This is a genomic window from Planctomycetaceae bacterium, from assembly GCA_021371795.1.
GTDB lineage: Bacteria > Planctomycetota > Phycisphaerae > Sedimentisphaerales > UBA12454 > UBA12454.
The window spans coordinates 51,841-69,919 of record JAJFVK010000001.1 but is presented as its reverse complement, the minus strand read 5'-3'; the positions used below and the strand labels follow the sequence as shown (position 1 = coordinate 69,919).

Annotated in this window: 16 protein-coding genes; 10 read left to right on the top strand and 6 right to left on the bottom strand. The window is 45.0% G+C overall.

Annotated features, from left to right (window positions below):
• Positions 1–3: 3 nt before the first annotated feature.
• The 3 genes from LLF92_00335 to LLF92_00325 all read right to left on the bottom strand — a co-directional run bounded on the left by LLF92_00335 (position 4) and on the right by LLF92_00325 (position 4,986).
• Complete coding sequence (locus LLF92_00335; GenBank protein ID MCE5339559.1) at positions 4–1,929, bottom strand: site-specific DNA-methyltransferase; 1,926 nt, start codon at positions 1,927–1,929, stop codon at positions 4–6.
• A gap of 464 nt (positions 1,930–2,393) precedes the next feature.
• Complete coding sequence (locus tag LLF92_00330; protein MCE5339558.1) at positions 2,394–3,266, bottom strand: thymidylate synthase; 873 nt, start codon at positions 3,264–3,266, stop codon at positions 2,394–2,396.
• Between the two features lie 43 nt (positions 3,267–3,309).
• Entirely contained in the window at positions 3,310–4,986 is a 1,677-nt protein-coding gene (locus LLF92_00325) for a hypothetical protein (GenBank protein MCE5339557.1), read from the bottom strand.
• Positions 4,987–5,124: 138 nt separating this feature from the next.
• On the opposite strand from LLF92_00325, the gene LLF92_00320 reads away from it, so the two are divergent.
• From LLF92_00320 to rsmA, 3 genes are read left to right on the top strand one after another with little or no spacing between them, the layout of a single operon-like run.
• Complete coding sequence (locus LLF92_00320) at positions 5,125–5,754, top strand: riboflavin synthase (GenBank protein MCE5339556.1); 630 nt, start codon at positions 5,125–5,127, stop codon at positions 5,752–5,754.
• 10 nt (positions 5,755–5,764) lie between these two features.
• A complete protein-coding gene (gene pdxA, locus LLF92_00315) occupies positions 5,765–6,835 on the top strand; it encodes a 4-hydroxythreonine-4-phosphate dehydrogenase PdxA (GenBank protein MCE5339555.1) in 1,071 nt (356 codons plus the stop codon).
• A gap of 9 nt (positions 6,836–6,844) precedes the next feature.
• Positions 6,845–7,732: a 16S rRNA (adenine(1518)-N(6)/adenine(1519)-N(6))-dimethyltransferase RsmA gene (rsmA, locus tag LLF92_00310; protein MCE5339554.1), complete on the top strand. Its 888-nt coding sequence runs from the start codon at positions 6,845–6,847 to the stop codon at positions 7,730–7,732.
• An 85-nt stretch (positions 7,733–7,817) separates the two neighbouring features.
• On the opposite strand, the gene LLF92_00305 is transcribed toward rsmA, so the two are convergent.
• From LLF92_00305 to LLF92_00295, 3 genes are read right to left on the bottom strand one after another with little or no spacing between them, the layout of a single operon-like run.
• Positions 7,818–8,669, bottom strand: a complete 852-nt coding sequence (locus LLF92_00305) for a fumarate hydratase (protein ID MCE5339553.1) — start codon at positions 8,667–8,669, stop codon at positions 7,818–7,820.
• Entirely contained in the window at positions 8,670–10,856 is a 2,187-nt protein-coding gene (locus LLF92_00300) for a hypothetical protein (protein ID MCE5339552.1), read from the bottom strand.
• Positions 10,856–12,670 (bottom strand): hypothetical protein, encoded by a 1,815-nt coding sequence (locus tag LLF92_00295; GenBank protein ID MCE5339551.1) that lies wholly within the window; start codon positions 12,668–12,670, stop codon positions 10,856–10,858. The genes LLF92_00300 and LLF92_00295 overlap by 1 nt, the downstream gene beginning before the upstream one ends.
• A 135-nt stretch (positions 12,671–12,805) precedes the next feature.
• On the opposite strand from LLF92_00295, the gene LLF92_00290 reads away from it, so the two are divergent.
• The 7 genes from LLF92_00290 to LLF92_00260 all read left to right on the top strand — a co-directional run bounded on the left by LLF92_00290 (position 12,806) and on the right by LLF92_00260 (position 17,984).
• A complete protein-coding gene (locus LLF92_00290; GenBank protein ID MCE5339550.1) occupies positions 12,806–13,600 on the top strand; it encodes a tetratricopeptide repeat protein in 795 nt (264 codons plus the stop codon).
• On the top strand, positions 13,601–14,632 hold the full coding sequence (locus LLF92_00285) for an RluA family pseudouridine synthase (protein MCE5339549.1): 1,032 nt from the start codon (positions 13,601–13,603) through the stop codon (positions 14,630–14,632). It abuts the gene before it with no gap.
• A gap of 373 nt (positions 14,633–15,005) precedes the next feature.
• The gene (locus LLF92_00280; protein MCE5339548.1) at positions 15,006–15,323 is read left to right on the top strand and encodes a hypothetical protein; all 318 of its coding nucleotides are present in this window, start codon (positions 15,006–15,008) and stop codon (positions 15,321–15,323) included.
• 3 nt (positions 15,324–15,326) lie between these two features.
• Positions 15,327–15,776, top strand: coding sequence for a D-tyrosyl-tRNA(Tyr) deacylase (dtd, locus tag LLF92_00275; GenBank protein ID MCE5339547.1), 450 nt, complete (start codon positions 15,327–15,329; stop codon positions 15,774–15,776).
• A gap of 154 nt (positions 15,777–15,930) precedes the next feature.
• A complete protein-coding gene (gene tyrS, locus LLF92_00270; GenBank protein ID MCE5339546.1) occupies positions 15,931–17,136 on the top strand; it encodes a tyrosine--tRNA ligase in 1,206 nt (401 codons plus the stop codon).
• A 63-nt stretch (positions 17,137–17,199) separates the two neighbouring features.
• On the top strand, positions 17,200–17,781 hold the full coding sequence (locus LLF92_00265; GenBank protein MCE5339545.1) for a hypothetical protein: 582 nt from the start codon (positions 17,200–17,202) through the stop codon (positions 17,779–17,781).
• Positions 17,781–17,984 carry a hypothetical protein gene (locus LLF92_00260; protein MCE5339544.1) on the top strand — a complete coding sequence of 68 codons (204 nt, stop codon included), beginning with the start codon at positions 17,781–17,783 and terminating at the stop codon, positions 17,982–17,984. The genes LLF92_00265 and LLF92_00260 overlap by 1 nt, the downstream gene beginning before the upstream one ends.
• Positions 17,985–18,079: the final 95 nt, after the last annotated feature.

Genomic DNA, 18,079 nt, shown 5'->3' with positions numbered 1-18,079 from the left:
TCCTTAAAGTTGAACGATAGCGGCAGCGTCATTACCAAAAATATCAACTACCCTGACGGCGATAGAACGACTTTTTTTATTTTCAATTGTTTCGATTGCTTTGGTGGGCACAATTTGAGTTCTTCTTCCATTACCTCTAAAGGCCTGCCATTGACTCTTAAAAGTGCAACCATCATAATCCCAGTCAACAGCCCAGTAATCAATAAGAACGGCAAAGTTATCCTTTGCAAGTTTCATCAGGGCGGTATAATCGGATTGGCCTTTCTTGGAACTCTGGCTTACCGGTATGTCCATTAGAACATATCTTTGCAATTCAATAGTAACTTCACTTTTGCCGTTTCCTTTGTTATCAACTAAAGGTTTTGAGATTTTTAGATATGGCCTTTCGTGGAAAGTGATTTTTTCTGACAGTGCTTCAATATCTTCTTCCGTTCTTGCTTTCTTGAGATAATCATAAATATCTGGCGGAATATCACGGCTTTCAACTTTTACTTTTATTTTATCTTTCAACGTATGCAGCCGTGCCTCAAGCGATTGCGAATAATTGTATTCATAATCCCAGCCAAGAATAACAAGCCTTTTATAACCGCGTCCGTCAAGATGCTGTGCCTGTAAGGCAAGTTCTTCAGCCTTTTTAGCGGTAATCGGCCTGTCAGGATAGCCTACATAGACAAGTTCGTCCGTATCATCAGCTTTGCGAATACCTAAACCGCTTACCTTGTCTCTTGGAGTTGCGCCATAAAGTTTTAAAATAAGTGATTGCATTTCCCAGATTCTACCACCGGTTAGATAAATCATTTCCCGCTGATAATTGCCAATGTTTTCAATAAGAAATGGTTTTGCTCTTTCCTCAACAAGACGCGAACGAGTAACTTGAATACCTACTTTTCCAAGTTCACACATTATCCATTGGCGACCTAATTTTCCAGCAACTGCCCCCGTTGTTCCTGAACCGGCAAAGAAATCTGCAACGACCCCATCTTTATGTGAAGATGCTTTAATTATAAGTTCGAGTAATTCAGCAGGTTTTTGAGTATCATAGTGAGTCCTCTGGGAAGCCATGACATTTATATCAGGGATATTCCAAACAGAAGTTAAGGCACGTCCCTTTGATTCAGAAAGATGTTGTTTTCTAAGATTACTCCCAGAACCTTGAAGTCTATAAAGACCTTTACCATCTTTGTCATCATGGATAAATCTTTCGGCAACATATTCTTCTGTATATTCTTCATATATCTTATTGAAACATTTCTTGCCCGAGTTTTTTGAGTAGAATAAAATTGAATCATGAGCATGAATCCAATTGTTTGCTCCTGCTTTCCCACCGCTTGGATTTCCCCTATCCCATATTATCTCTCGAATAAAATTTTCTTTACCAAATATTTCATCCAATAAAATCCTTATATAAGAATTAACATGCCAATCACAATGTACATAAAGACTACCGTCTTCGGCAAGCAATCTTTTCATTAACTGCAAACGAGGGTAAAGCATATCAAGGTATGAATCCGTACCGCCTGTCCAGGTGTCTTTATACGCAAGCCTCTCGATTACAGATGGCTCTTTGGTAAATTCATTGTCCTCAATAGTCATCTTATGAGAATAATCCGCCTTGCTGTCAAAAGGCGGGTCAATATAAATCAAGTTTATCTTGCCTTCGTACCCTTGTGATAAAAGAGCCTGCATAGCAAGCAGGTTATCGCCCCATATAAGACGATTCATTTTTTGCTTGTCAATGTCTGTTTCGCCAATAAGACCATCACGAAAAGACAGTGGTAATTCACCTGCCAATTTCGGGTTTGGTATTACAACTTCAGCGGTTTGAAATTCAATATCTTTCGGGTTAGCCGCTCTTCTTGGCTTGGTATCCCACACTAACCTTGCCGAATCCTTTTTTCTTAATTTGCCGTTTTCGCCGCTATCGGTCATTTGAATTCCTTGCTCCTGCGGCGCATAAAAAAAGGGCACCGCCAAATTGTGCCCTACTGTGGCTCGCCAAAGCCAAATCGAAACACAAAAAGCAGTGCCCGATTTGCCGAAGCAAACGGACACTGACTCTCATGCGTTTTCGATCCAGAAATTTTGGCGATTTCAGTAGGAACGCTAAAAAAGTTCAGTACTAATAATATTAAGTTTTTCTGCTATGCCGATATTATGGCATAGTTTCATAGAGGATTATAGGTTTATGTGTGGAAGTTTCAACAGGAAAATACAAAAGGCAAAAAAGGCTCAAAGTGAAAGGATTAGTTTGGACATATTCGAGATTTCAGAAAATGTGGCCGCCATGCCGGCGGCCGCTAAACAATTTATTTACCCATCGCGGATGCCAATGCGGGGTTTTCAACCGTTTCCACGGGAATGACACTGTCGGTGCGGGTCAGGGGGCTGACAAATTATCCTTTTGCTTTTGCGTACCAATCGGGGTCTTTTGCGAGTTTTTCTTTCGCCTCGGCGGTCATCATCGCAAATGCAGGATGTGTAGATTCCCACGCTCGTTTTTTATAATCGCCGTCGCGCAGTTTTTCCACTTCGACTGCGGCATCTTTGAAATAACTGCCGTAGATGTGCAGCGAATCTGTTATATCAACGTATCTGCCGACTTTTACCGGCTGAGCAATTTTGGCTGAAATTTTTTCGGCGATTATCCGCTGAAGTTCTGTCATCGCATAAACGTTCATAAACCACGCCTTGTACAAATCTCTGCTGCGCCAGTGTGTGTTCATATTCAGGCTGAAACCGCCGGCTGGATTTTCAATGAGTCTGCACCATATTCTTTGCAGGCATGGCGGGTCGTCGGTTTTGATGTCCGCTGTCGGCATCCACGTGATTGCCTCTGCGCGTCTTGAATAAGGCGTTGCGGAAAGATTGTCTATAATATATTTAATCTGATTTACAGACATAAAAGGTTTTGGTGAATTCGAGGTGCGGATTTCCTCAACAGGGCAATATGAGAATAATCTTTCGTGATATGTGTACGTCCATTTTCCTGCGGACGGGTCTATCCAATGGTCGTGGATTCCGCTGACGACTTCCTGACGATATGCTTCGAGTTCTTCAGGGCCGCCGGGGAAATTTTTGTGGATGCGAGGCTCGGCAAACGGGTCGGTAACTGTAATCATAACCGTAGCGTCTTTGCTGGGCGGGTCGCCGGGTTTGTCGTATTGAGTCTTAATCTCCAGTCCGTTGTCCCAAACCGTCAAAACTGCGGCTTCCCATGCCTCCGGCAAACAGCTTGCCTCGATGTAGAATACTGGTATATCGCTCATTGCCTACCTCCGTGTAAAAAAACTTAAAACCAAAAACTATCTATTACAATCCTAATTCAGCATCTGTAATATTATAATTTCCGCGGAATCTTTCCGGCACCTGACGCAGAAGTACTCTTGCCTGTTCCGCATATTTTGTATTTGGAAACTTAGTGATAATGCTTCTGCATATTTCAATCGGTTTTCTATAAGAACGATACTGCATACGATTAGCTATTTTGAAAAACTGTTCGGCATAACTTAACTGTTGCTGTGCTTCGGCATCGACTTCTGTATACTCGCCGTTATCGTTATTTAGTGTTTGCGGCAAGGGAGTCGTGGCGTTTGCGGCCGGTGTGGTTTGTGTAGTGTTAGACGCTGCCGGCACAGTTTTTGCGTTTGCATCCTGCGGCGTTGGTTTCAAAAAATCCATCTTCTGCCGGGCGTTTGAGTCCGCAGCCGCGGCAGGTTTGTTCGGCTCGTTTGCTTCAACGGCGAGATTAGGTTCAGCGAATTCCTGCGGATTTGACAGAATGCTCTGAATAATCATAGCGGGCAGGAAATTGTTTACATCGCCGACATAACGGATTTTCATATCCGGGCCTGCAATAATAAGCATCGTTTTTTTTGGCGTTTGGCCGAGAAGAGAAACGGTAATCTGCTGAATAGTTTCCGATGGAGCTATGCACTGCCAGGCCTGCGTGTTCTTGGCGAGCCAGTTTTCAACGTTCTTTGTTTTCGAAGGGTCGTTGAAATTAATGCCGAGGAAAACGGCTTTCGGATTTTTGCTGAATTTTTTGTTCAGATAAGCAAACGCTGTCAAATCAGGCATTAGCACTGCCTGATAGTTTTCTTCACTTCCGGGCTGCTGAAATTGCGGCATCTGCGGCATAGCTCCGGGCATTCCGGGGCCTCCGGGCGGCATTGACGGTATTTCTATACCTCCGGGCGGCGATGGTTGAGCTTCCTGTGGCTGTTCCATAAGCTGTTCGGGATTATTCGGGTCGTTGGGCTTGTTCGGCTCTTCCGGCTTTGGAGCGGGCGGTGCGAAATGTTCAAGTTCATTTGCGTCAATCTGCCAAAGAAGGGCGGAGATAATTACCTTGTCCTTGCCCATCGTCAAAGCTGAAAAATCTTTGCCGAGCAGGCTTGTGTTAATGCCATTAACATCGAGATGTAATGTGTTTTCAGATGGTGCAGCGGCAAAGTCCATCGGTGCGGCGGCTGAATCTGTCGATTCCAGTTTTGGCACAAGAGAGCTGATTTGCTCGACTGAATTGTAATCCTTGTTGAGTATTGAAAGAGCTAATGCTGTGTGTATGAAATTCGAGTTGAATGCTTTGTCTTTGATTCCGGAAGCGATTTGTTTTTGGACTCTGTCAGGTTTGTTGTCAAAGTGCATTACCCATGCGGACAGCGCGTAATAAGTTCCGCCGTTGTTCTGCTTGTTCAAAACCGGCAGATATCTTCTGTACTTTGTTATGAACTTCAGGCCTTCTCTCACATTTGCATCGTCGGGCGCTTTGCCGGAATTAACGTAAGCGACGAACTTTGCATATTGAGTGTCTATTTCAGGGCCGGCGGCAGAGGCTTCCTGTTCAAACTGCTGCCTGCGCTCGGCAACTGCCTGCTGACGTGCGCTGGGTTCTCTTTGCTGCATTGGCTCGCCGGGAGCAGAAAAACATGGAGAAGATATAAATATGATTACAAAAACGACTGCCAATAATTTAAAATATGTCATAGTTTATCCAGTATTAAATAAATAAAAAAGTATTATACTACATTATCAATGTTAAGTAAAAATGAAAAACTGACAGAAAAATGGTAATTGACAATCTGGTTTTGTGGCTCATAATAATCGTAATTTATTGGAAAATCTATGTTTACAGGACTAATTGAGTCGGTTTGTAAGGTAGGCTCTGCCGTCGGCGGTTTGAGCGGGATGAAACTGTATATTAACCTCGGCAAAGAGGCCAAAATCGGCGATAGTGTCGCGATAAACGGCGTTTGTCTGACGATTAGCCGACTTCAAGGCCAGCAGGCGGAATTTGAAGTCAGCGGGGAGACAGTTTCGCGGACGACACTTAAAAATTTAAAGACCGCAGCGCCTGTGAATATCGAGCGGGCAATGTCGGCAAATGACCGGTTCGGCGGGCATTTCGTACAGGGGCACATCGACGCGGTCGGCAAAATAAAAAAAATCGAACGAAAGGGAGATTTCTGGGAATTTATTTTTGAAAGCCCAAAAGAACTTAAAGACTATCTTATTCCCAAAGGTTCAATCGCAATCGACGGCGTAAGTTTGACAATAGCCGGCATCGACGGAAATAATTTCAGCACAGCGATAATTCCAACGACATTTGAGAATACGATTTTTAAATATGCCAAAGCGGGCGATGCGGTAAATATCGAAACAGATATTTTGTGCAGAATCGTTAGAACGCAACTCGAAAATATTCTGCCGAGCAAAAATCTGACAATGGGAAAATTAAAAGACTTGGGATTCTAAAAATTATTTAATGACAAATAATCGAAATAATTCGGAAGAGCCGCTGGTAATCGGCATAACGATGGGTGAGCCGATGGGTATCGGGCCGGAGATAATCGTCAAGGCCTTGTACGACCCGTTCGTGCGGCGCGGCGTGAAGTTCATCATTTTCGGAATGGATGAGTTTCTGGAATATGCAGCCGACAAAGCGGAAATCGAGCCGTTCTGGGGCAGATGTCAGCATGAAAAAATCAACAGAGATTTTCCGCGTAATATTATTCTCGCCGATTATGACGATTACTCGATTCCTATGTCCGCAAAATGCGGGCCGAGCAAAGCGGGCGGCGAAGCATCGCTGCGGTTCTGTACCGATGCAATCGAAGCGGCAAGGGCGGGAATCATCGACGCGGTTGTTACTGCGCCAATCAGCAAGGTAAGCTGGAATCTGGCAGGTGCGGAATGGCCGGGGCATACAGAATTGCTGGCGGCACAATGTAAAACGCCGAGAAAGGCGATGATGTTCGCGGCAGGGCCTTTGAAGATTGCGCTTGCGACAATTCATATTGCGATTTCAGATATCAAAAACAAATTCACAATCGGAAGCGTTTACGAGCCTATCGATTTGCTCAATACTGCGCTGAAGGAATATTTCGGCATCAAAAATCCGCACATCGCTGTCGCTGCGCTCAATCCGCACGCGGGAGAGAACGGACAGTTCGGCGATGAAGAGCAGCGGATTATAAGTCCGGCAATGTTAATCGCACAGGAAATGGGTATCAAATGCTCCGGGCCTTATCCGGCTGATACGCTTTTTGCAAAGGCGGCCAACGGTGAATTCGACGGCGTTATCGCGATGTATCACGACCAGGGAATGATACCGGTGAAATTATTGGCGTTTAAAGACGCGGTTAATGTTACAATAGGGCTGCCGATTATTCGCACATCGCCTGCGCACGGAACAGCGTTCGATATTGCCGGCAAAGGCGCAGCGGACGAATCAAGTATGAAAGCGGCGATAAAACTCGCTATCGAAATGGCACGAACGAAAAGGCAAAATTCTGAAAGAAAAGTAGAACCACGAATTAACACGAATGTACACTAAGTAAAATTTATGCAGACGAAAACGGAAATACAAAGGTTGCTGGCGGGTGCGGGCGTTGAGCCGAATAAACGGCTTGGGCAGCACTTTCTCATCGACCTTAACCTGATGGAATTTTTGCTGACAAACGCAGGAATTACCGAAAACGATGTCGTTCTTGAAGTCGGAACCGGAACCGGTTCGCTGACGGGTGAACTTATCAAACGAGCCGGCAAAGTTATTGCTGTCGAGTGCGACGAGGTATTGGGACCGCTGACGGAACAGTTGTATAACGATAATGATAATTTCGAAATTATTATCGCCGATGTTCTCGAAAATAAAAACACAATCAACCACGATGTGATTGCAAAACTCAAAAAGGCTCACGACCAAACCGGCGGCAGAATTCTCCTTGTAGCGAATCTTCCGTATAACGCCGCTTCGTCTGTGATGCTGAATCTTTTGGACGGCAGCGTTGTCGCAAACTCTATGATTGTTACCGTGCAGAAGGAAGTTGCAGATAGAATGGCGGCAAGGTCGGGCAGCGATGATTACGGAATTTTAAGCATTCTTCTTTCAGCGATGGGGCAGTGCAAAATGCTGCGGAAACTTTCACCGAAGGTTTTCTGGCCGGAACCGCAGGTTGATTCCGCGATTATCAGATTCGACAGGGACCCGGCAAAAGTCGCTTTAATTCATAATGTGCCGCTCTTAAAAGAGACGGTAAATTTGTTTATGGGGCACCGGCGGAAAATGATGCGAGCTTGTGTCAAATACGCCGATGGGCAGCTTGCAAATGTTCATCACTGGGAAGATATTTTCACGAGGTCTTTCGTTGAGCCGCATCACAGGCCGGAAGAATTAACGGCGGAAAATTACATTTCAATGGCGAATCTTTGCAACGAGATATTACATAAATAGCCACTAATAAATTGAATATTGAAGAATGTAGATTGAAGATTGTGACGAAAGCGTTCCTCAAATCTTCATTCTTCAATCTTCTATCTTAAATTTTAATCGAAGCGTGGCGGTGTGCGTGGCACTCGATATTCACGGCGGCAGGCAGCGAGGCGATATGGCAGGGTGCAGTTTCAATCAGTACGGCAAGAGCGGTAGTGTCTCCGCCAAAACCGGCAGGGCCGACGCCAAGTTCGTTAGTCTTTTCCAAAATCTGCTTTTCCATATCCGCATAGAACGGGTCGGCGTTTTTCGAGTCCAGCTTTCTTGTCAGAGCTTTTTTGCTCAACAGAGCCGATTCTTCGAAATTACCGCCAAGGCCTACGCCAATTACAAACGGCGGGCAGGCATCAGCGCCGGCGTCGCCGACTGTTTTTACAACCCATTCGGAAATTTTGTCTGCGCTGTCGGTCGGCAGGAACATTTTGAACTGACTTTTGTTTTCGCAGCCGCCGCCTTTTGCCATTAATGTGATTTTGATTTTGTCGCCGGGTACAATGTCCGTGTGGATAATCGCGGGAGTATTTGTGTTGGTGTTTTTGCGGTCGTGCAATGGTTCTGCGACGACGCTTTTACGCAGGAAGCCATTTTTGTAGCCGTTCTCGACGCCCTGATTAATCGCGTCGATAATGGTTTTGTCGTCAGGTTCAATTTTTACCTGATTGCCCAATTCCATAAATATGACCGCAAGGCCGGTGTCCTGGCAAATCGGAATTTTCTGCTCTTTTGCGATTTTAGCGTTTTCGATGAGCTGGTTCAGGATTTTTTTCGCGCCTGTGTGCGTTTCGGTTTTCTCGGCATTTTGCAGAGCGGCTAAAACATCCTGCGGAAGCTCGATGCTTGCCGTGCGGCAGAGCTTTTCGACTTCGGAAACAATTTTTTCAAAATAAATAGTTCGCATTTATTTAATTTCAACTTCAAAAGTTTTGTACATCGTATTTTCTTCAGCGTCTGAAATTTTCACGGCGATAATGTGCCGGCCGGTTTCCAAATCGTCTGTCTTTATCGTGAAGTCTTCGCTCAATGTATCGCAGACCGAATCGTCCGGCAGCACATTGTTCCAGTTGACATTGCTGTCGATTGTAAAGTTCAAACTGCTTACCGTGCTTAACTGGTCGGCGGCCTTAATAGTAAGCATCGCAGATTTGCCTTCGGTCTTCAACTGAAATTTTTCGATGGCAGGAGCTGTATTGTCCACGATAACCGAATCGCTGATTCGTGAGCCTGTAAGGGCGGTTTGGGCGTTGTTGCTGAATTTGTCCGAAGCGGTGATTTTAAATTCATATATGCCGTCCTCAACGGTTTTGCTGTCCCAGTCGAGCTTCGGTTTGTCGAGGTCTTTTTCAATATTAATCCACAGCTTGCGGTCTTTTTTTCTGAAATCAATATTGAACGCCAGCTTGTCCATATTGTCGTCTTCGGGCTTGAAGCTGATTTTTAAAATTCCCGGCTCGTCTTTTTTCGTGCCTTTTTCAATTAATATTTCAGCGATTTTCGGCGCGAGGTTTGGAACTGCGAAAGCGGCCGCGACACCGTGGACGACAGGCGTTGCGTTTTCTTTGCCGTCAAGAATCAGCTTGTACTGGCAGAATCTTGCCAGCGGAACCAAAATGTCTGTCGCACCGGAAATCTTTACCGGCTCTGTCCAGAGCGAAAAAGTCGGGTCGTTCATATCGCCGACATTGCCGCTTCTTACACTTAACATAATTTTTGTGTTCACAGGGATATCTGCCTCGATTTGCAGTTTTCCCCACATCGCGGGCTGGCCCGCGTCGATGAGGTCGGATTGGAAATTGCCTGTCTGCGCGAAAGTCGATTTTAATTTTATAATTTTCGCAGGATTTGCGGTCGCGAAAATCACATCGTCTCCAAATTTCACAATGTCAGTTATCTGCGAAGCATCTGTGTCTTCGTAAATGAGGGATTCAATTTCCGTTTTCGGATTTACGCTGAACAGTTCCGCTTTGTTGCCTGTGCCGAGGAGAATTTCGCTGTTTTGCAAACACATTTTGAAAAATACCGCGTTACGGCTGAACACGTCTGTAACGAATCCGTTCGAGTCAATCTTATATATATGACTTGCGGTCGATTGTTTGCCTCTTTCCATTCCGGGCGGCAGTTGCTTGCTTTCGTCGTCGCCGTCTTTCGGCGTGTTCGAGATTTTCAGTGCTTCAGATGCGTCGTAAGCGCCGTCTTCAACAGGTTCCTCTGTTATTTCCTGTTCCGGTTTGCCCATAGCGAACGGTCTTTTGGTTTCCCTTGCGCCTCTTAACTGCGCTTTTATCGATTTGTACGAAGTTGTGGCCGCGTAAAGATTGCCGGCCGGGTCGAAGAGCAAATCGTTTATTTCATTTTCGTCGCTGTCGTAAAGAACGGACGCGGTTTTCTTTTCGATGTTGATTTTGTAAATCAAACCTCTTGTGTCAGTGCCGGCGTATAAAGAGCCGTCTTTGCCGATTGCAAGGCAAAGCACGTTTTTGTCCTGGCAAGTGTAAACAATCTGCGGATTTTTGCCCTTGCTGTCGAGCCGCCAGATATGGCCTTTGGGGCCTGTGCCAAGAAAAATATTTTCGTTTTTGTCGAAGGCAATCGCGAAAATATACGGCGAATCGTTCGACTCGAAAATGGTGTCAAACTTTTTGCCGTTATAACGCATTAGTTTGCCTTTTTCACCGCTGACGGCAGCGAGCAGGTTGTCTTTTGAATCCAGAGCAAGTTTGAAAATGTGCTCATTGGTCAGATGCGTGCGGGCACCCTTTGCGGCGTTCGGCTCGGCGGGTGTTTCCTGTGGATATATGCAGGTAACTTTGCCGTTGTCGTATTTGAAAATCCTGCCGTTTGGACTTGTGCCGATGAAAATAGTCTTTTCATTTTTGCATACGATGGAATTAATCGTCCAGACATCGTTGAAATCTTTGGCAAGAAGCTGCGTTGCGCAGGCCAACGAAATAGCGCCGTGAGAACTTATGACGGTGTTTTCAGTTTTTCCGTTTTGGAAATCTTCGAGAGATTTGTGCTTGACGGTTTTACTGGTAACCGCAGAGCAAACGCCTGCGGCAAGAAGTATAATAGCGAAACTTTTTTTCATTAATATGTCTCCGTATCAGTTCTGTCTTTTTCAACTTTAATCATAATTTCCTTACTGTCGAGAACAACGGTTTCGACAGGTATGATTCTTTCAATCCATTCCGCTCCGGGCTGCACCGACAAAGTGCGTTTGTCGTTCTTGAGCAGCAGCGATTTAGTAACCGGCAGATTCGGAAGCGAGGAATTTTCAATAGCGATTCCGGAAGCGGGAAGTCCGAGCATAACATAAAGACTGTTGCGTTTGATATTTCCGATTTCGTTGACGGCTTTTATCATACCCGGAAAATTTTCAGGCATAAATTTGTACGGTGCGAATCTGTTCAGGAACATCATATATTCCTCGAATCCGCCTGCGGTAAGCGTATAAATGCCTGAAGGGGTGTCGGACGGAATTGTAAAATCTGTTTTGTATGTTTCGTTTTTGCCGAGGAACGTTTCAATCGTAATCGTCGCGGTAACGGTTTGGCCGGGCTTTACTTCTGTCTGCGACAACTCGAAACTCCATATATGTGAAACCATATTTCGCGGCGTTATTTTTATTTCGAAGTCAAGCGAAGTAATCTGCGGTCTGTCATACGGATTGTTCATTATGATATTCAACGCGCCAACGGCGTCGGATAAAAAATCCTGTATATCATTTGAGCTTGAGAAATTTTTAAACTCAATTGCATCGTAACCTGTGATGCCGATGCGGGCTTTATATTCTACTGCGTTTTCAGCCGGCAAATCGCCAAGCATTGTTGCGGCTCCGCCAATGCAGGCACCGGCAAGCATCGGTGTGAAGAACTGATGCACCGCTACTTTACAGTCATACTCGCGAACCTTGTCGTTGAATCTGTCAACTTTGATGTGTATTGGAATCGTCGCGGCCTGTCTGCCGATTGAGCCGACGACAGCGCTCGATTCGTCCGCATACAAAGCGCCTTTGATTTCCAGCGGCTGGCAGAGTTTGAAAGACTGGACAATACTTGCGACGACGGTGTGCACGCGGCCTGTTGCCATTGGCAAGTCAATCGGCCCCTGACCGAGCATACTGTGGCCGAACGCATAAACTTTGCCGTCAGCGACTTCTGTTACAGTGCCGATTGCGGATATGTCTATATCGCCGGAAACAAGCGGCAGGGCGAGTATTCCACCGGGCTTGAGTGAAACGTCATTGTATTCCGCTGAATCCGCTGCACCAGAAGCAGAACCCGCGGCAACAGGAATGAAACCTGTCGACTCAAAAACGCCGGAAAAATTTGAAAATGACGATTGCGGTAAGTTAGTGGTTATCGGGTAGGCAAGATTAGTCATCCCGCCGGATAATTGCTGTGTCGGTTTTCGGGCCATTAACTGTTTATATGATTCTTTCAGGCTGATTGGCTTTGTGAAATCCAGTGCCGAGCAGGCGGAGGCGTCTGTGAGAAACTGGTGTGTGCCGACTTCGAGCATTTCTTTGATTGGTGTTACGCCATAGAGAGGGTCTTTGCCGCAAGCCCAGCCGGAAGACAATGCGCCGGCAAGTCTGCCATTAATATAGACAGGTGAACCACTGCATCCGGCGACCGCGCCGGAATGAATAAATGCTTCGTCAGTTCCGATAACAAGAATCAAGTCTTTGTTCGGCGTGGCATTTCGGACGACAGACACGACTTTCAGGTTGTATTTTGCCGGTTCAACGCCCTGATAGACCGTCAGGCAGTAGGCGTCCATTCCGGGCTTGATTTCGTCGATGGTTATATATCTGGATTTGTCAATTTCTGCGAAACAAATGACTGAAAACACGGAAATAAAGGTGCACAAGAGCAGGGAAAACGGAATTTTACGAAACATCTGGATTTTTCCTGTATTATTAAGTATAAATTCTTTGAACTGACCGCAATTTTAGTATGTAAATCTTTTATTGCAAGTCAAAAGCTAAATGGTTATAATTGCTGAACTTGCTATATAATTTAGAAAGGTTAAACGATGAAATCAGAACGTCGGCACGAATTAGCGACAAATGAACTGGCAGACTGGATTGTGAATTTCCCGGCCTGGTTGAAGGAAAATATGACCACCGTTATAATCGGTGTTGTTGTAGTAATCGCTCTGGTCGCATATACAGTCTTTTTCTACAGCAGAGAACATCGTGTCTGGAACGAGAAAAACGCGATGATTACCTCGACTATCGAACAGCTTGGTATGCAGAAACAGGCCGTCATTCAGGGTAAGACACAGGGAATGGGCGTTTCTGATTTATTCCAGACCACCGCCAATACGCTGAAAAATTCGGCAGCCGAAACTGATAACCCTGTTCTTGCGGCACTGGCGATGGTTAAACAGGCCGAAGCGTTACGCACCGACCTGCATTACAGACTTACAGCGGCCGAGCCGGACGTTCGCAAATTCCAGTTCCAACAGGCACAGAAAATTTATGAAGAGGCTCTGGTAAAAGCAAAGGCAGACCCACAGGTCGCCGCGATGGCTCAATATGGAGTAGGTCTTTGTCTTGAAGAAATCGGCGATTTTGCCGGAGCTAAAAAAGCTTACCAAACTCTGGTCGATGAGCCGAGTTACAAAGGCACTACATATCAGGAACGAGCACAGGTTCGTGTAAATACAATGAGCGATAATCAGAGACAGGTTGTTTTCGCAAAGGCGCCGATTCAAATAATGCCGCCGGCAAAAGAGATTAAAAGGCCCGGCCCGCTCAAACTCGAAGGCCCTGTCGATGTAACGAAAATATCCGCTCCGAAGTCGGATTCCAATAAGCCAGAATAAATGGAATCGCCTGAAAATTTAAACGAACCGAACAATCAGGATGAAGTAATTGATACCGAAGGCGCAGAGCGTCTGACGCTTAAAGTCGGTACAAATATCACAGTTCGCAGATTGGACAAATATCTTGCCGGCAGATTCAGCAATTTCAGCCGGACAATGCTTCAAAAACTGATTGACGAACAGGCTGTAACCATCAACGGCAAACCTGTAAAGCCCAGCACGAAAGTTTCTACCGGCGACAGTATTGATGTAATCCTGCCGCCTCCTCCGGTGAAGGAATATATCCCCGAAGATATTCCTCTGAATATTATGTATGAAGACGATGATATTCTCGTCATCAATAAACAGGCAAATCTGATAGTGCATCCGGCAAGGGGTTATAAAACAGGAACGCTGGTAAACGCTCTTGCGTTTCATCAGAAACAATTATCCAAAGGCAGCGAAGATTTTCGTCCCGGCATAGTTCATCGTCTCGACCGTAACACTACCGGCTGTCTTGTCATTGCCAAAAATGAAACCGCGCACTGGCGGGTTGCAAAACAATTCGAGGACAGACAGACGAGAAAATTTTATCTTGCGATTGTTCACGGCACACCTGAACCGGACGCAGACTGCATTAATAAGCCTTTGGCTGTTCATCCGCTTATACGTGAGCGGTTCGCTGTTCGGCCTGAAATCGGAAAAGAAGCGATAACGTTCTATGAGAACATTGAAAAGTTTCGCGGCTATACTCTGGTGAAGGTAAATATCAAGACCGGCAGAACGCATCAGATTCGCGTTCATATGTCATATTTGAAACATCCGATAATCGGCGATGAAATGTACGGCGGAAGATTCGTGTATCCGTGGCAGCTTGAGGATAAAAAAGCCTGTCCGCAGGAACCGCTGATAAACAGGCCTGCGCTTCACGCGTGGCAGCTTGAGATTACTCATCCGACAACGATGAAGAGGATGCTTTTCGAGGCGCCAATGGCCGACGATATGAAGAATATTCTTGAGGAATTGAGAAAGTATAGAAAACTAAAGGGCTGATTGTTTTCCGGCAGTTTTGCGGTTTGTCTTTTTGCTTCGCACTATGAGCGATTGGTTTACATCAATGGCAATTTCTTGTTTCATGAAAGCTAATTAAAACAAGAAATCAGGATGGCGCAAGTATAAAATATAAAATCTTTCAAGATAAGCAAAAATAGTGCCGAACAGAATTGGTAAATTGCAGTGAATCAACATAGAAACGACAGAAAATCACAAAAAAAACAAAAAATGACCCGCGGATATAGCCACTAATACCACGGGTATTTTTTAATTGCGCGTCGAACGAACTGATTATTAATCACGGATTAAACAGATATTTTATGGATGAAGTTTGGAAAAGTATCGTATAAAATGCCATCAGGGAAAATGGAATATGAGTTGGATATATTTATTAATAGCGGCGGTGTTTGAAGTCGGCTGGCCATTGGGATTCAAGCTGGCGCAGATGACGGCACATAAAATTTTGTGGATTTCATTCGCGGTTGTTACGATGGCCTTGAGCGGATACTTCTTATACATCGCGCAAAGAAACATTCCAATCGGAACGGCATACAGCGTATGGACGGGTATCGGAGCAGTATGTACATTTCTTATCGGTATTGCTTTCTTTAATGACGCAATAAATATGCTAAGATTTTTGGGAATCGTTCTGGTTGTTTTCGGCGTAGTCTTATTGAAAGCAGCACACTAAAATATGCGAGCGGTAGTACAGCGAGTTAAGAAAGCAAGCGTAACGGTTGATAGCCGGATTGTCGGGCAGATAAACGCCGGGCTGCTGGTCTATCTCGGCGTTGGCAAGGGCGATGATGAATCCGATGCTGTTTTCATTGCGGATAAGTTAGTCAATCTGCGAATCTTCAAAGACGGCAATCAAAAAATGAATCTCAATGTCAAAGACGCGGCAGGAGAAATTCTTATAGTCAGTAATTTCACGCTTTATGGCGATTGCAGAAAAGGAAGACGGCCGGGGTTTGATTTGGCGGCTGAACCTGCGATTGCTGAAAAACTCTATGAGCGAGTTTGCGAACTTATAAAAGCAGAGGGGCTGAATGTTCAAAAAGGAATCTTTGCGGCTGATATGGATGTAACGGCTTCAAACGATGGGCCGATTAATTTTCTGTTAGACAGCAAACGCCTGTTTTAAATTGTAGGCACTAAGGCACGAAGAAAAGATATTATAAATATAGCTATATAATTTGGTGTCTTTGTTTCTTGGAGGCGGTTTTTGTCTGAAAATCAATTCTTGATTGAAAACCACATTTCGAGTAAAATACACGGTTTTGAAGGCTTTTCTAATTATGATAGATTGTAAACAGCAGGCAGAGCAGTTAAAACGCGGAACAGTTGAGATTTTCAGCGAAAATGAGCTGGTGCAGCGTTTGGCTGATGCGGCGAATGAAAAACGTCAGCTTCGTGTAAAACTCGGTATGGACCCGACGGCTCCGGATATTCATCTGGGACACACGGTCGTTATGCGGAAGATGCGGCAGTTTCAGGATATGGGGCACAAGGCCGTTCTGATTATCGGCGACTACACCGCGCGTATCGGCGACCCGACGGGTCAGAACGCCACAAGGCCGATGCTCTCGGGCGCACAAATTGATAAAAACGCGAAAACATATATTGATCAGGCAGGCAAAATTCTCGATACATCGCCTGATAAATTCGAGGTCAGGCCGAACAGCGAATGGCTCGCCGATTTAAGACTTGCGGAAATTATAAAACTCATGAGTTCAATGACCGTCGCAAGAATGCTCGAACGCGATACTTTTGAAATTCGCTACAAGGCAGGCGATGCGATTAGTATGCATGAATTTTTGTATCCGCTGATGCAGGGTTATGATTCCGTTATGGTAAATGCCGATGTCGAGCTGGGCGGAACTGACCAGACGTTTAATAATCTTGTCGGCAGAGATTTACAGAGAATCAATAATCAAAAGCCGCAGATTGTAATTACCATGCCGATACTTGTCGGACTTGACGGCGTACAGAAGATGAGCAAGTCAAAAGGCAACTACATCGGCGTAACGGATTCACCAAAAGATATGTTCGGAAAAGTTATGAGCATCAGCGATGAAATGATGGAAAATTATTACACGCTGCTGACGGATATTCCGACTGATAAAATCAAAGAGCTTGTTGATTCGCAAAAAACGCATCCGAAACAGGCGAAAGTACTTTTGGGCAAGACAATAATAAAACAATTTTACGATGAGGCGACGGGCGAAGCGGCGGCGGCAGAGTTTGAAAGTGTTTTCGCACAGAAGCAATTGCCGCAGGATATGCCGGAGGTTAAAATCGCCGGTGAAGCTGTAACAGCCGCTAAACTGCTGACTATGTGCAATCTTGTCGCAAGCGGCGGCGAGGCGAAAAGACTTGTCGCAGGCGGTGGAATGAGCGTTGACGGCGAAAAAATTACAGACCCGAATAAATCAATCACGCCGGCAAACGGTATGATTGTTCGTGCGGGAAAACTTAAATTTGCGAAATTAATAGTAGGATAGATTTTAAAATGAGATTGCCGCGGTCGTCCCTAAGGACTCCCTCGCAATGACAATGGTGAATAAATGAAATTACCGGAAATAAAAAACGCGGACAGATATACGGGACTTTATGTAGTTGATTTTGGCGGGCACAGCGGTGTCGGCTTTACGGCTGAAGAAGTGGCCGAGCTTTTGGAAAGCGAAAAGTTCCAGGATATCAAAGTATATAAAATTTACAGGGCTTACGCTGACGGCAAAATGGAACTCAAAGGCGTGCCGAATGGAATCTTTCAGCTTGAAACTGGAATGTTCTTCTATGAATCGGATGAAACAGCCGCAAGAACCGATTATAAAAAATTGGTAAACGCTGCGATTGCAACCGCTCCGCCGACACAGGCGAAAGTACATCTGGCAAAGTACAGCGATGATAAGTTTGTAACAGTTTTGATTTTTCCCGCGGAACAGAACGACGAAATGAGCCGATGGCTTTTGGATGTCGATTATAAAACTCAAGGGCTGGCCGAGGGCGGTATCGACGCGGTTAAACAATATTATAACGACGCTCCTGAAATTATGGAAAGACACCAGTTGTTTAACCAGAGGCAGATTGATACGCTGACGGGCGAAAGACTGCTTGCGGCAACTAAAACTGCGATAGTGCGATAATGAAACAAATTGAAGATTTAAGATTTAAGATTGAAAATTTAAAAATTTCATTTGTGCTGTTTATCTCTTCGCTATTCAAACAAAAAACAAAATCGAAAGACTTACGAAATATAGATTTTTCGGCATCTACGCAAAGAATGGGGCTTTCATTTACGGATAGAATCCGCGGCGTTTTTCGACGCAGATGGATTAAAAAGACATAGCCACAAAGACACCAGGGAATTGAATATTTAAGATTGTAGATTGAAGATTTTTATAAATACTCCGCCGCAGGCGTTCCTTAAATCTTCCCCCTCTG